The organism is Speluncibacter jeojiensis, from assembly GCF_029589495.1.
Lineage (GTDB): Bacteria > Actinomycetota > Actinomycetes > Mycobacteriales > Mycobacteriaceae > Speluncibacter > Speluncibacter jeojiensis.
The window spans coordinates 42,020-55,515 of the sequence record NZ_JAAIVF010000003.1; the positions used below are offsets into that span (position 1 = coordinate 42,020).

The following is a 13,496-nucleotide window of genomic DNA, read 5'->3' on the forward strand; positions in this document are numbered from 1 at the left end:
GGGTCCGTTCGGGCACAGAGTCGTCGATCGGTGTACGAGGGCCGTCACGCCGCGCAGTCGCGGCACACCGGACGGCCGTCGACCATCGTCGCGAGCTGGCTCCGGTGGTGCACGAGGAAGCATTCCGAGCAGGTGAACTCGTCGGCCTGCTTGGGGATCACGCGGACGCTGAGTTCCTCGCCGGAAAGGTCGGCGCCGGGCAGATCGATCGACTCGTTGATCTCGCCCTCGTCGACGTCCGCCAGGGCCGAGGAGGCCTCGTCCTTACGGATGGCCAGGTTGCCCAAGGAGTTCTCCGACGCGGACTCGTCCCGCTCCGGGTGCCGTCGCGCGTCATAATCAGTCGCCATGTCGCACTCCTGATCGTTGCATTCAACCGGACGTGAACACTTGGTGAACGTCTGCCGGGCCGCATTTGTGCCCGACCCCGACCATCCTCCCGGACCCGCGCGGATCACGGGTGCGAAAACCGCGATCGGCGCCCGAATTACGGGCCGCGAACGAAGCGCCCCGATGTCGCCGCCGTCAGCGACGCGTGCCCGACGCGGCGATGCGGATGGCGCCGGCCGAGGGCTGACGGGACGCGATCTGATGCTGGACGGCACGGCGCCGTCCCCCGGGGATCCGGTCCACGAACGCCGCGAGCCGTTCGACGTGGTCGAGCGCATCGACGATGGCCACCGCGTCCCGCGAGATCTCGCCCGCACAGTCGCCGAGGTTGAGCGCGGTCTCCGACAACACGTCGAGCTGCGCGGTGATCCGCCGGGTCGTCCCGACGAGCTCGGACAGGTCGTCGAGCGCACCGCCGAGCCGGTCGAGCAGTGCAGCGATCTGACGGGCGCGGAGCAGCAGCGCGGTAGGTGCGCCGCACACCCCGGCGATCACCGAGGCCGCGACGGCGGGCCCGCCTCGTGCCGCGTCCAGCCCTCGACCGGCAAGTCCCATCGCATCCGCGACCGCGTTCACATCGACCTCCCGGCGCCGTCCGGTCGACCGTGCATCTCTCGGCGACCCACGATCGAACCTAAGCGCTGCGGGCACGGACTCCTCGCGGTTTGATCAATTGTGTGGCGATTCCCGAAGTTCTCCTGTGCGGGCGTGCAATTGAAACAATCCACACCCCGCCGCCGGGTCGGGAACACTTCCCATACACCTGTCCAGACGATAGTCTGGCGACCTGGTCGACGCTGCGGAGGGCGGCGTGGTTGAGGAGGCATGCGATGACAGGATCCCGGTCGTGACGGGGGCGTTCACATGACGACGCGGACCTCGACCCGTTCTCGTCTCGTGCGGTTCCCGGAGGTCGGCGAGTTGCCGCCGGGCGCGATGGTGACCCTCCCCGGGCGGGGCAGCACGTTCGTCACCGAGACGGGGGAGCGCGGCGGCCCGCCGCTGCTGCTGCTGCACGGCCTCGCCTGTACCGGACTGCTCAACTGGTATCCGGCGCTGCCGTCGCTGGTCGAACACCACCACGTGGTGGTGTTCGACCAGCGCTGGCACGGGCGGGGGATCCGCTCACCGCGATTCACCCTCGAGGACTGCGCAGACGACGTCGTCGCGGTCGCGGACGCCCTGGGCATCGACAGATTCATCCCCGTCGGATACTCCATGGGCTCGCTGGTGGCGCAGCTGGTCGGCCACCTGCATCCCGACCGCACCGCCGGCCTGGTCCTCGCCGCGGCGGCGCCCACGTTCCGCCGCCGGCCGCGGGAACGGATGGTGCTCGACGCCTTCGCGCGCAGTGTGAACGCCCTGCGCGCCGGCCCCGGGGCACAGCCCGGCGAGTCGCCGGCCCCGAACGGGGATGCGAACGCCTGGGTGAAGGCCCAGTTCCTGCAGACCGGCGCGGGGGCGATCAGCCGGGCGACCGCGGTGATCGGCCAGTTCGACTCGAGTTCTTGGGCCAGCCGCCTCGACATGCCCACCGCGTTCGTCGTCACCGCGCAGGACCGGCTGATCCCCGTCCGGCGGCAGCGCTGGCTGGCGGGACAGATCCGCGACAGCGCGGTGTACGAGATCCCCGCCGGTCACGCGGCCGGACCGTTCCGCCCCGACGTCTTCGCCCCGGCGCTGATCTCGGCGTGTGCGTCCGTGACCGCGCGCGTCGAGTGACGGCGGGGGAGCGTGAGGATCGGCGACAACGCCGGCGGGGGCAGCATCGCTACACCACCAACACCGAGGAGAATCCGTGAAGTTCGGCATCACCCTGTTCACGAGTGACCGCGGCATCGCGCCCGCGGTCGCCGCGCGCGCCGCAGAGGACCGCGGCTTCAGTTCGTTCTACGTGCCCGAGCACACCCACATCCCGGTGCGCCGCGACGCCGCGCACCCGGGGACCGGCGACGCCTCGCTGCCCGACGACCGGTACCTGCGCACCCTCGACCCGTGGGTGGCACTGGGTATGGCTGCGGCGGTGACGGATTCGATCGCGTTGGGGACGGCGGTGGCCCTGCCGGTCGAGCACGATCCGATCACGCTCGCCAAGACCATCGCCTCGCTCGACCACCTGAGCCGCGGTCGGGTCGTCCTCGGCGTCGGATACGGCTGGAACATCGACGAACTGACCGATCACGGCGTGCCGGCGGGGCGCCGGCGCACCATGCTGCGCGAATACCTCGAGGCGATGAGCGCGCTGTGGACCGAGGAGGAGGCCTCGTATTCGGGGGAGTTCGTGCAGTTCGGGCCGAGCTGGGCATACCCGAAGCCTGCCCAGCCACACATCCCGGTTCTTGTCGGCGCCGCGGGCACCGACAAGAACTTCGCCTGGATCGCCCGGTCCGCCGATGGCTGGATCACCACGCCGATCGAGCAGGACATCGACGACCGCGTGCGCGCGTTGCAGGACACGTGGGCGGCGGCTGGCCGTGAGGGCGCGCCGACCATCGTGGTGCTGGACCGCAAGCCCGACCTGGACCGACTGGGGCGCTGGGCCGAGCTCGGCGTCACCGAGGTCGTCTACGGGCTGCCCGACAAGCCCGAGGACGAGGTGCTCGCGTACCTGGATCGCCTGTCGGCGAAGCTCGGGTTGGCGCAGGGCGCTGCCGTTCCGTCGCAGTAATCGGGACGGAAGTGCAGGAAAACTGTCGGACGTCGCTGATTCCATCTCGCGACGCGCGGCCGGTCCGCGACATACCGCGCGGAGGCGCTTCAGGAGGTGGGCGAGCCGACATTCGTGATCACTCGGGTCCGCCGGCCTGATGGGGGCCGCTCGGCGGGGACCGGCCGTCCGGTTGTGGTGGTGCGTCACCACAACCGGACGGCCGGGTCTTCGTCGGCATCGACGTCTGGTACGAAGCGCCGTTCTACAAGTGTGCGGGACCAGACGAGAGAACATGTCGATCAGCGGGAAGACCCGCATGGCACGCGGGGTCAACGGCCGCCAAGCGAGCACGGGGCGGATGAAGAGCCGTGTCAGCACGGCGACCACCCTGGCGCGGGCGCTCATGCTGCGGACGTGCTCGATCCGCGGGGGGAGTCGGCACCGATACCCGGCTGACAGTTGCGGCGGCAGCGCTCTTGACCGGGTACCGACCGTGGTGTGGTTCTCCATGTCGAAGCGAGCGAGCTTGCGGCGCAACGATCCGGTCGACCACGGCCACGCGGCGAAGTTCTTGCCGTTGGCAATGATGAACCCGTTGGGCACACCGGAGCCATCCTCGCCCGCGGCCTGCGGGCCATCGCTCAAGACGACGCGGCGGTCCCCGAGTCCGTACTCGTCACGGGACGCGGCGATCTACCGGTGAGCTCGGCCCGTTCCGGCGGCACGTTTCACGCGGCGCCGGCGCAGCGCATCATTGACCAGCCACTGGGCCGCAACCGAACACAGGATGATGGACACCGCGGCCAACGCACCATGTCGCTCAGACAGGGCTGCGAGGAACCCGAGCCCGAATCCCGCGGCCAGCACCCACGCCGTGCCCCTCTTCCTCCTCAACCGGACCCGGGGATCAGGGTGGTTGCCGAGGTATCGGGTGAACGCACCGATCACGCGGTACAGGACGAACAGGATCACGGCGATGACGATTGCGGCGAGGCCCGCCACACTGTCAAGGAGTCGGAACACGGCCGGACTACCGACCGTCGAGGGTCGCGGAAACACACATGGGGTGATCGTCCCAGGAGCTACCGACAACTCGGCGACGGCAACTGCCGCGATCGGCCACGACGACCGACCCGCCCGCGCCTCACTTCCCCTTGGCGGCCCTGCGACGTTCCGACTTCACCGCGATCAGGGCGTTGTTGATCCCGGTCGCCAGCGGCCAGCCGACGTAGTGGCACAGGAAGATCGCCGCCTCCTCGACCTGCTGCTCGGTCAGCTCCTCGTTCCCCAGCGCGGCGTTGATCTGGATCTTCGCGACATCGGTCTGGCCCTGCGCGGTGATCGCGCCGAGCAGCAGCAGCCGCCGGTCGCGTACGGACAGGCCCGGCCGGTTCCAGATGTCGGCGAAGAGATGATCGGCGGTGACCGCGAAAAAGTCGCCGGGCACGTTGGCCGGCATCTCCCAGCCGTACACCTGGTTCATCATCTCCACGCCGCGCCTGCGGGTCTCGGTGATCTCGGATCCGTTGTCGCTCATGCTCGCTCCTTCGTGGTGGTGTCGGCGATCGTGCCCGGGCCGACGCCGAGTCCGGCTCCCAGCCGCTCGAGGGCGATCGCGGCCAGCGGCAGGTCGACGTCGAGGCGGTCGCCCAGGTCGAGGGCGAGCGACAGATCTTTCTCGCCGAGGTTGCGGACGTGGCCGAGGATCGAGAACCAGCCGTCGGACTCGGCGACCGGGGCGGTGGTGTCGCGCAGCATGATCGCGCCCGCCCCGCCGGTGATCGCGTCGGTGTGCCGCACGACCTTGCCGAGCGCACGGATGTCGATGCCCGCGGCCTCGGCGAGCCGCTGTGCCTCCGTGGCCGCGGTGAACGAGATGAAGTGCAACAGGTTGCGCGCCAGCTTCATCCGGGTACCCGCGCCGACACCGCCGGCGTGCACGACCAGTTCGGCGAACCGGGCGAACGGTTCGCGCACCGTCTGGAACGCCTCCTCGGGCCCGCCGATCATCACCGCCAGCCGCCCCTGCTGCGCTCCGGGCGCACCGCCGCTGATGGGGGCGTCGATCAGGTGGATGCCCGCGCCGGCGCAGAGGGTCGCGAGCTCGACGGCGGTGGTGTCGGAGATCGTCGAGTGCACCGCGACGACGGTGCCCGGCGCCGCGGTGGACAGGATGCCGTCGGCGCCGGTGACCACGTCGCGCACCTGCGCGTCGTCGAGGACCGTCACCGAGATGACCGAGGCCCGTTCTGCGACTGCCGCGGGGGTGGCCGCGGCGGTCGCACCCGCCGCGGTGAACGGCTCGAGCGCCTCGGGCCGGGTGTCGCACACGGTCAAGCCACCCGGCCAGTCGAGCAACCGCGTGGCCATCGGCGCTCCCATGTTGCCCAGGCCGATGTAACCGAGCGTCACAGCAGTCTGGGTCACGAGCGGTACACCTGCCCGCCGTCGACGTTGAAGATCTGTCCGGTGATCCAGCTCGCCTCGTCGGAGAGCAGGAACAGGCACAGGCCGGTCAGGTCCTCGGGTGTTCCCATGCGCTGCAGAGGGATCCGCTTGACCATGTCGGCGACGATCGCCTGCGGGGTGGAGGTGCGGGTGGCCTCGGTGTCGATCGGGCCCGGTGCGATCGCATTGATCCGGATCTTCGACCAGCCCAGCTCGGTTGCCAGCTGCTGGGTCAGGCTGTTGATGCCGGCCTTCGCAAGCCCGTAATAGTTCGAGTACGTCCAGGCTGCGGTGGAGGACTGGTTGACGATCGAGCCGCCGTTGGCGCGCATGTGCGGGACCACCGCCCTACACACCTGCAGGGCGCCGTCCATGTTCACGGACATGAACCGGCGGTAGTACTCCCAGTCGACGGTCAGCAGCGAGTCAATCTTCATGCCGCCGTAGATCGCCGCGTTGTTGACCAGGTGCTCGATGCTGCCGAAACGGTCGATCGCGGCATCGGCCAACGCCTGCGCGGAGGCGCCGTCGGCGACGTCGACCTGCTGGAAGACCGCGGTGCCGCCGTCGGCGACGATCTGCTTGGCGACCTGCTCGCCGAGTTCGGCGTTGAGGTCGGCGACGACCACGTTCGCGCCGTCGGCGGCGAGCGCTCTGGCGTAGCCTTCGCCGATGCCGCGGGCGGCGCCGGTGACGATCGCGGTGCGTCCGTCGAAGCGTCCCATCGTGTTGTCCTTTCGAGAGATTCTGATTGCAGGGGTGCCACGTAGGTCAGGTCGCCGGATAGGCGACGACCTTGGTCTCGAGGTACTCCTCGAAGCCGGCCACGCCCATCTCACGGCCGATGCCGGACTGCTTGTAGCCGCCGAACGGGGCGTCGGCCGAATACCAGATGCCGCCGTTGACGCCGAGCGTGCCGGTGCGCACACCGGCGACGACGCGGGCTACGCGCTCGGGGTCGGTACCCCACACGGCGCCGGACAGTCCGTAGGGCGAGTCGTTGGCGATGCGGATGGCGTCCTCGTCGCCGTCGAACGGCAGGATGACCAGCACCGGTCCGAAGATCTCCTCCTGTACGACCCGCGCGTCGTTGCCCACCCCGGAAATCAGCGTGGGGGAGACGAAGAAGCCGCGGTCGAGCCCTTCCGGCCGTCCGCCGCCGCACTCGATGGTCCCGCCCTCCTCGACGGCCAGGCGCAGGTAGGACTCGACCCGGTCGCGCTGCTTCGCGGAGATCAGTGGGCCGCACACGGTGCCCCGCTCGCGCGGGTCGCCGACGGTGATGCCCGACAGTGCGTTCGCGGTGACGCGTACGGCCTCGTCATAGCGCTCGCGGGGTACGAGCAGGCGGGTGGTGATCGCACAGCCCTGCCCGGCGTGAGTGCAGACGGTGAACGCGGCGATCGAACAGGCGGTGGCCAGGTCCGCGTCGTCGAGCACGATGAAGGCGGACTTGCCGCCGAGTTCGAGGAAGACCTTCTTGAGCGTCTGTGCGGCCGCTGCCATCACCGACCGGCCGGTGGCGGTGGATCCGGTGAACGAGATCAGGTCGACGCGCGGATCCTCGGCCAGCTGGGCGCCGAGCCCGTGATCGGTGGAGGTGACGATGTTGATCACGCCCGCCGGGATGTCGGTCTCCTCGGCGATCACCTTGCCCACCAGCGCCGCCGCCCAGGGAGTGTCGGGCGCCGGCTTGAGCACGACGGTGTTGCCGGCCGCGAGCGCTGGGCCCAGCTTGGCGAAGTTGATCTGGTGTGGGAAATTCCACGGCGTGATCGCGCCGACGACACCGACCGCCTCCTTGTGCAGGCTCCGCCGGGTGGGGATGCCCATCGGCGTCGCCGTGCCCAGATCCGTTTCCCAGGAATAGGATTCGGCGAGATCGGCGAAGTACCCCAGGTCGTTCACCGGACCCTCGAGCTGCGCGCCGGCGGTCAGGAACCGCGGCGCGCCGACCTCGGCCATGGTCAGCTCGCGCAGCTCGTCGACGTGGCCGAGCAGCGCGTCGCGCAGTTGGCGCAGGCACCGCGCGCGGAAGGCGTGGTCCCGGGACCAGTCGGTGCCGTCGAACGCCCGGCGGGCGGCGTCGATTGCAGCGTCCATGTCCGCGGCAGTCCCGTCGGCGGCCCGGCCCAGGACTTCTTCGGTGGCCGGATCGGTAACCGCGAAGGTCCCGCCCGAGCCGGGGACGAGCTTGCCGTCGATCAACAGTGCGGAACTGTCGACGGGACGAAGGGACATGCGGAATCTCCGATCGGTTCGCACAAGATTTCTGGACAGCTGTCTGGACTATAGTTCACCGCGGCCGTACGGGCCAGCATCCCGGCGAATCTCGTTCAGACGGTGCCGTAGTCGACCGGCAGCTCCTTGATCCCGTTGATCCAGCCGTGCCGCAGCCGGACCGGCTCACCGGTTTTGGTGATGTCGGGGACGATGTCGGCGATCGCGTTGAACATCAGCGCGATCTCCATCCGCGCGAGGTTGGCGCCGATGCAGTAGTGCGGGCCCGATCCGCCGAACCCGACGTGCGGGTTCGGATCGCGCAGGACGTCGAACCTGAACGGGTCGTCGAAGACCTCCTCGTCGTAGTTCGCCGAGCCGTAGAACATGCCCACGCGCTGCCCCTTCGCGATCGGCACACCGCCGAGTTCGAGGTCGGTCAGCGCGGTGCGCTGGAAGCAGTTGACCGGCGTCGCCCAGCGGACGATCTCGTCGACGGCGGTGGCCGGCCGGCCGCGCTTGAACAGCTCCCACTGGTCCGGATGGTCGAGGAAGGCGTTCATGCCGTGGGTCATCGCGTTGCGGGTGGTCTCGTTGCCGGCCACGGTGAGCAGGATGACGAAGTAGCCGAACTCGACCTGGTCGAGTTTCTCGCCGTCGATGTCCGCGTGCACGAGCGTGGTCACGATGTCCTCGGCCGGACATTTCATCCGATCGTCGGCCATGTTGTACGCGTAGCCGAGGATCTCCGCGGCGGAGAGTTGCGGGTCCTCGGTGAACTCCGGATCGTCGTAGTTCATCATCGAGTTCGACCAGTTGAACAGCTTCTCCCGGTCCACCTCCGGTACGCCGAGCAGATCGGCGATCGCCTGCAGCGGCAGGTCGACGGCGATGTCGTGGACGAAATCGCCCGAGCCCTGCTCGGCCGCGCGCCGGACGATCTTCTCGGCGGCGTCGGCAAGCCGGCTCTCGAGGCCGTGGACCGCGCGGGGGGTGAAGGTCTTCGACACCAGGTTGCGCAGGCGGGTGTGCTCGGGGGCGTCGTGGTTGATCAGCAGCGCCTTGGTCACCGCGAGCTCGTCGGCCGTGATGCCCTCGTCGAAGCGCATGATCACGCCGTTCTCGTTGGTGGAGAAGCGTTCTCCGTCCTTGGAGACGGCGCGGACGTCCTCGTGCCGACTCAGCACCCAGTAACCGCCGTCGTGGAATCCGCCGCCCTTGCCGGGGGCCTGCTCGTTCCACCAGATCGGTGCGGTCCGGCGCAGTTCCGCGAACTCCCGGATCGGCAGACCCTGCGCGAGCAGGTCGGGGTCGGTGAAGTCGAATCCCGGCGGCAGGGCCGGGCAACCGGTCGTGCTCCCGGCGGGAGCCTGTTGGTCTTGCGTCATGATTTCCACCTCCAGGATGTCCGGTCGGATCTACCGATCGGAGGGTGAATCGAGGGCGAGAACGTGTTCCGGTCCGACGGCCTGCCGGCCGCCCGACTCCACCGCGCGGTAGTCGTGCCGGTCGCATGCGCCCGGCCGAAATCCGTTCCGAGAACGCCTTTGTCGCGACTGGGGGCCGAGCACGGTGTCCGCACACCGTGCCACGATCGGCAAAACCACCGCCAGGTGACGCTCGTCACACTACCGAACGCGTTCCCGTTCCGGGAGCAGCTGATGCGCCACTGCACGATCCGGCCCGAATCGCCCGCGGATTTCATTGCCGCGGCCCCGACTCCCGTAGTAATGTCCAGACACATGTCCAGTAAGGCGAATCTCGAGTCTACCCGCCGACGGCTGACCGAGCGCCAGGCCGACACCGTCGACCGGTTGACCCGTGCGGCGGTCGAGGTGCTCGGCGAGGAGGGGTTCGCCGGCCTGACGGTCCGGATGGTCGCGGCGCGGGCCGGCGTCGCACCGGCCACCGCCTACACCTACTTCTCGTCGAAGGAACACCTTGTGGCAGAGGTGTTCTGGCGTCGGCTTGCGGCCTCGCCGCAGCCCGAGGCGAGCACTGCCGAGCCGGTCGACCGGGCCGTGGCCGTGCTGCGGGGGGTCGCACTGCTGGTTGCCGACGAGCCGGAACTCGCCGGCGGCGTCACCAGCGCACTGCTCGGCCGCGACCCCGACGTCGAACATCTGAGGGCCCGGATCGGCCTGGACATCCGCCGCCGGCTGACCACCGCGCTGGGCGAGGCCGCCGATCCCGACCGCATCGAGGCCCTGGAACTGCTGTACGCCGGCGCCCTGGTGCGTGCCGGCATGGGTTACGGCACCTACGAAAAGCTCGCGGACCGGATGGAAGCCGCCGCCAGACTGTTATTGGAGTGACACATGCCCCAGACCTCGGCGTTCGTCGGGTCGCACGAGCAACTCAGCTTCGATCCGTACGACTATGCGTTCCACGACGATCCGTACCCGACGTATCGGCGTCTGCGTGAGGAGGCGCCGCTCTACCGCAACGACGACCTGGGTTTCTGGGCCATCTCGCGGCACGCCGACGTGCTGGCCGCGTTCAAGGACAGCGCCCGCTTCTCCAGCGCGAACGGCGTCTCCCTCGACCCGGCCGCGTACGGTCCGCACGCCCACCGGGTGATGTCGTTCCTCGCGATGGACGACCCGCGGCACCTGCGGATGCGTCAACTGGTGTCCAAGAGTTTCACGCCGCGCATGGTGGCCGGGCTGCGCGGGCGCATCACCGAGTTGACCCTCGAACACCTCGAACCCGCCGTCGCGGCAGGCGAGTTCGACTGGATCGCCGACGTCGCCGGAAAGCTTCCGATGGACGTGATCTCCGAGATGCTCGGCGTCCCGGCGGCCGACCGCGCCGAGGTGCGGCGGCTCGCCGACCTGGTCGTGCACCGTGAGGACGGCGTGCTCGACGTCCCGGTGCCCGCCATGGAGGCCTCGATCAGCCTGTTGACGTACTACGCGGACCTGATCGCCCAGCGCCGCACGCAGCCGGGGGACGACCTGCCATCGCAACTGCTGGAGGCCGAGATCGACGGCGACCGGCTCGCCGACGAGGAGATCCTCGGGTTCATGTTCCTCATGGTCGTCGCCGGCAACGAGACGACGACCAAGCTCCTGGGCAACGCGCTGCACTGGGGGGCCCGCAACCCCGGCGAGATCGCCCCCGTGCTGCGCGACCCCGCACGCACCTCGGACTGGGTTGAGGAGACGCTGCGCTACGACACCTCCAGCCAGATCATCGTGCGCACCGCCGCCGCGGACGTCCACCTGCACGGCCGCACGATCGCGGACGGCGACAAGGTGCTGCTGCTGGTCGCCTCGGCGAACCGCGACGTCGACGTGTTCGATGACCCGGACACCTTCCGGCTCGGCCGCGACAGCGCGCAGAAGATCGCCAGCTTCGGCCGCGGCACGCACTTCTGCCTGGGCGCGCACCTGGCCCGGCTCGAGGCCAACGTGGTGCTCGAGGAGTTCGCCCGCCGGGTGTCGGACTTCACCGTCGACCTCGACCGCTGCGAGCGGGTGCACTCGACCAACGTCCGCGGATTTGCGGCAATGCCCGTGGAGGTTGTCGCCGATGCCTAGGTTCGCACCGCAACCGGGCCGCCGCCCCGCGCTGATCAGCGGCGCGTCGTCGGGCATCGGGATGGCCACCGCGCTTGCGCTCGCCGAACTCGGCCACCCCGTCGCGCTCGGCGCCCGCCGCGTCGACGAATGCGAGGCGCTCGCCGACAAGATCCGCACCGCCGGGGGAGAGGCGTTCGCGCACCGGCTCGACGTCTCCTCGACCGAGTCTGTCGACGAGTTCGTCACCGCCGCGGAGCACGCGCTGGGCCCGGCGGAGATCGTGCTCTCGGGCGCCGGGGACATGGACTTCGCCCAGGTGCACGAGATGGATCCCGACCGCTTCGCGTTCCAGGTGAGCGTGCACCTCGGCGGCACCCAGCGGCTCGCGCACCGGGTGATCCCGCACATGATCGACCGCCGGCGGGGCGACTTCGTCGTCATCGGCTCGGACTGCGCCGACATCGCCCGTCCGCGCATGGGCGCCTATGTGGCCGCCAAGACCGGACTCGAGGCGCTGGTGCGCCAGATGCGCATGGAACTCGAGGGCAGCGGGGTGCGCGCGAGCGTCGTACGTCCGGGACCGACCCAGACCGGGGCCGGCATGACCGCCTCGCCGGAGGTCGTCGGCCCGCTGCTGCAGGACTGGGCGAAGTGGGGCTTCGCCCGGCACCCGTACTTCCTGCGTGCCTCCTCGATCGCCTCGGCCGTCGCGGCCGTCGTGTCGGCGCCGCGCGGCACCCACCTGGTGCTCACCGAAGTGCAACCCGAGGCGCCGCTCGACCCGAATCTCACGCTCGACCCGAACGCCGCAGCACACCGCGACACGAACACCGAGGTAACACCCGAATCCTGATCCCACCCACCGACCGCACGGTCGGAGAGGACCGCACATGGCCACGCTGACCACACCCCGCCGGGTCTCCGGCGGCGAGCACGAGCACGGACACCTCGAAGAACTGCGCACCGACCCGATAGCGCTGATGCGCCGCGTCCGCGACGAATGCGGCGACGTCGGCGCCTTCCGGCTCGCCGACCGGCAGGTGGTGCTGCTCTCCGGCTCCGAGGCCAACGAGTTCTTCTTCCGCGCCGCGGACGAGGACCTCGACCAGCAGGCCGCCTACCCGTTCATGAAGCCGATCTTCGGCGACGGCGTGGTGTTCGACGCCAGCCCGGAGCGACGCAAGGAGATGCTGCACAACACAGCGTTGCGCGGTGAGCACATGAAGGGCCACGCGGCGACCATCGACCGCGAGGTGCAGGACATGATCGCCGGCTGGGGCGACGAGGGCGAGATCGACCTGCTCGAGTTCTTCGCGGAGCTGACCATCTACACGTCCTCGGCGTGCCTGATCGGCAAAAAGTTCCGCGATCAACTCGACGGCCGGTTCTCCTCGCTCTACCACGACCTCGAGAAGGGCACCGACGCGCTCGCGTTCGTCGACCCGTACGCGCCGATCGAGAGCTTCCGCCGCCGCGACGAGGCCCGCACGGGCCTGGTCGAGCTGGTGCAACAGATCATGAACGGGCGCATCGCGAATCCGCCGCAGGGCAAACAGGACCGCGACATGCTCGACGTGCTGGTGTCGATCCCGGACGAGGCGGGCGCCCCGCGGTTCAGCGCCGACGAGATCACCGGCATCTTCATCTCGCTGATGTTCGCCGGGCACCACACCACCTCCGGCACGGCCGCGTGGGCGCTGATCGAACTGCTGCGCCACCCCGAGTACCTGGCGAAGGTCACCGCCGAACTCGACACGCTCTACGCGGACGGCGAGCAGGTGAGTTTCCATGCGCTGCGTCAGATCCCTGTGCTCGAGGCGGTGCTCAAGGAGACCCTGCGGCTGCACCCGCCACTGATCCTGCTGCTGCGGGTGGCCCGCGACGATTTCGAGGTCGCCGGACACCGCATCGAGCAGGGTGATCTGGTCGCGGCCACCCCGGCGATCTCCAACCGGATCCCCGAATGCTTCCCGAACCCGGACTCCTTCGATCCCGGCCGCTACATCGACCCGAACCAGGAAGACCTCGTCAACCGCTGGACGTGGATACCCTTCGGCGCCGGCCGGCACCGCTGCGTGGGCGCCGCGTTCGCACTCATGCAGCTCAAGGCCATCTTCTCGATTCTGCTGCGCGACTACGAATTCGAGATGGTCCAGCCGTCGGACAGCTATCGTAACGACCACTCGAAGATGGTCGTGCAGCTGGCGCAGCCGTGCGCGGTCCGCTACCGCCGGCGATCGGCCTGACAACTCGAACACCCGAGC

General features: G+C 69.4%; 14 protein-coding genes. 6 read left to right on the top strand and 8 right to left on the bottom strand.

Annotated features, from left to right (window positions below; genetic code table 11):
- Positions 1 to 44: 44 nt before the first annotated feature.
- Both G4X40_RS10995 and G4X40_RS11000 read right to left on the bottom strand, forming a co-directional pair.
- On the bottom strand, positions 45 to 350 hold the full coding sequence (locus G4X40_RS10995; RefSeq protein ID WP_277832475.1) for a DUF4193 domain-containing protein: 306 nt from the start codon (positions 348 to 350) through the stop codon (positions 45 to 47).
- Between the two features lie 175 nt (positions 351 to 525).
- A complete protein-coding gene (locus G4X40_RS11000; protein WP_277832477.1) occupies positions 526 to 966 on the bottom strand; it encodes a hypothetical protein in 441 nt (146 codons plus the stop codon).
- 288 nt (positions 967 to 1,254) lie between these two features.
- Here G4X40_RS11000 and G4X40_RS11005 point away from each other — a divergent pair, with 288 nt between their 5' ends.
- Positions 1,255 to 2,112: an alpha/beta fold hydrolase gene (locus G4X40_RS11005; protein WP_277832480.1), complete on the top strand. Its 858-nt coding sequence runs from the start codon at positions 1,255 to 1,257 to the stop codon at positions 2,110 to 2,112.
- A gap of 76 nt (positions 2,113 to 2,188) precedes the next feature.
- On the top strand, positions 2,189 to 3,058 hold the full coding sequence (locus tag G4X40_RS11010) for an LLM class F420-dependent oxidoreductase (RefSeq protein WP_277832481.1): 870 nt from the start codon (positions 2,189 to 2,191) through the stop codon (positions 3,056 to 3,058).
- Between the two features lie 675 nt (positions 3,059 to 3,733).
- On the opposite strand, the gene G4X40_RS11015 is transcribed toward G4X40_RS11010, so the two are convergent.
- The 6 genes from G4X40_RS11015 to G4X40_RS11040 all read right to left on the bottom strand — a co-directional run bounded on the left by G4X40_RS11015 (position 3,734) and on the right by G4X40_RS11040 (position 9,096).
- The gene (locus G4X40_RS11015) at positions 3,734 to 4,063 is read right to left on the bottom strand and encodes a hypothetical protein (RefSeq protein WP_277832483.1); all 330 of its coding nucleotides are present in this window, start codon (positions 4,061 to 4,063) and stop codon (positions 3,734 to 3,736) included.
- 121 nt (positions 4,064 to 4,184) lie between these two features.
- Entirely contained in the window at positions 4,185 to 4,577 is a 393-nt protein-coding gene (locus tag G4X40_RS11020; protein WP_277832485.1) for a carboxymuconolactone decarboxylase family protein, read from the bottom strand.
- Positions 4,574 to 5,467 (bottom strand): NAD(P)-dependent oxidoreductase, encoded by an 894-nt coding sequence (locus G4X40_RS11025; RefSeq protein WP_277832487.1) that lies wholly within the window; start codon positions 5,465 to 5,467, stop codon positions 4,574 to 4,576. The genes G4X40_RS11020 and G4X40_RS11025 overlap by 4 nt, the downstream gene beginning before the upstream one ends.
- On the bottom strand, positions 5,464 to 6,213 hold the full coding sequence (locus G4X40_RS11030; RefSeq protein ID WP_277832489.1) for an SDR family oxidoreductase: 750 nt from the start codon (positions 6,211 to 6,213) through the stop codon (positions 5,464 to 5,466). The genes G4X40_RS11025 and G4X40_RS11030 overlap by 4 nt, the downstream gene beginning before the upstream one ends.
- 46 nt (positions 6,214 to 6,259) lie before the next feature.
- Positions 6,260 to 7,729 carry an aldehyde dehydrogenase gene (locus tag G4X40_RS11035; protein WP_277832491.1) on the bottom strand — a complete coding sequence of 490 codons (1,470 nt, stop codon included), beginning with the start codon at positions 7,727 to 7,729 and terminating at the stop codon, positions 6,260 to 6,262.
- Positions 7,730 to 7,824: 95 nt separating this feature from the next.
- Positions 7,825 to 9,096, bottom strand: coding sequence for a cytochrome P450 (locus G4X40_RS11040; RefSeq protein WP_277832493.1), 1,272 nt, complete (start codon positions 9,094 to 9,096; stop codon positions 7,825 to 7,827).
- 354 nt (positions 9,097 to 9,450) lie between these two features.
- On the opposite strand from G4X40_RS11040, the gene G4X40_RS11045 reads away from it, so the two are divergent.
- Genes G4X40_RS11045 through G4X40_RS11060 form a run of 4 tightly spaced genes read left to right on the top strand, consistent with a single transcriptional unit; the run spans position 9,451 to position 13,478 of the window.
- Positions 9,451 to 10,023 carry a TetR/AcrR family transcriptional regulator gene (locus G4X40_RS11045; RefSeq protein ID WP_277832495.1) on the top strand — a complete coding sequence of 191 codons (573 nt, stop codon included), beginning with the start codon at positions 9,451 to 9,453 and terminating at the stop codon, positions 10,021 to 10,023.
- A gap of 3 nt (positions 10,024 to 10,026) precedes the next feature.
- Complete coding sequence (locus tag G4X40_RS11050) at positions 10,027 to 11,250, top strand: cytochrome P450 (protein WP_277832497.1); 1,224 nt, start codon at positions 10,027 to 10,029, stop codon at positions 11,248 to 11,250.
- Positions 11,243 to 12,085, top strand: a complete 843-nt coding sequence (locus G4X40_RS11055) for an SDR family oxidoreductase (protein ID WP_277832499.1) — start codon at positions 11,243 to 11,245, stop codon at positions 12,083 to 12,085. The genes G4X40_RS11050 and G4X40_RS11055 overlap by 8 nt, the downstream gene beginning before the upstream one ends.
- Before the next feature lie 37 nt (positions 12,086 to 12,122).
- On the top strand, positions 12,123 to 13,478 hold the full coding sequence (locus tag G4X40_RS11060) for a cytochrome P450 (protein WP_277832501.1): 1,356 nt from the start codon (positions 12,123 to 12,125) through the stop codon (positions 13,476 to 13,478).
- The last annotated feature ends 18 nt before the right edge of the window (positions 13,479 to 13,496 follow it).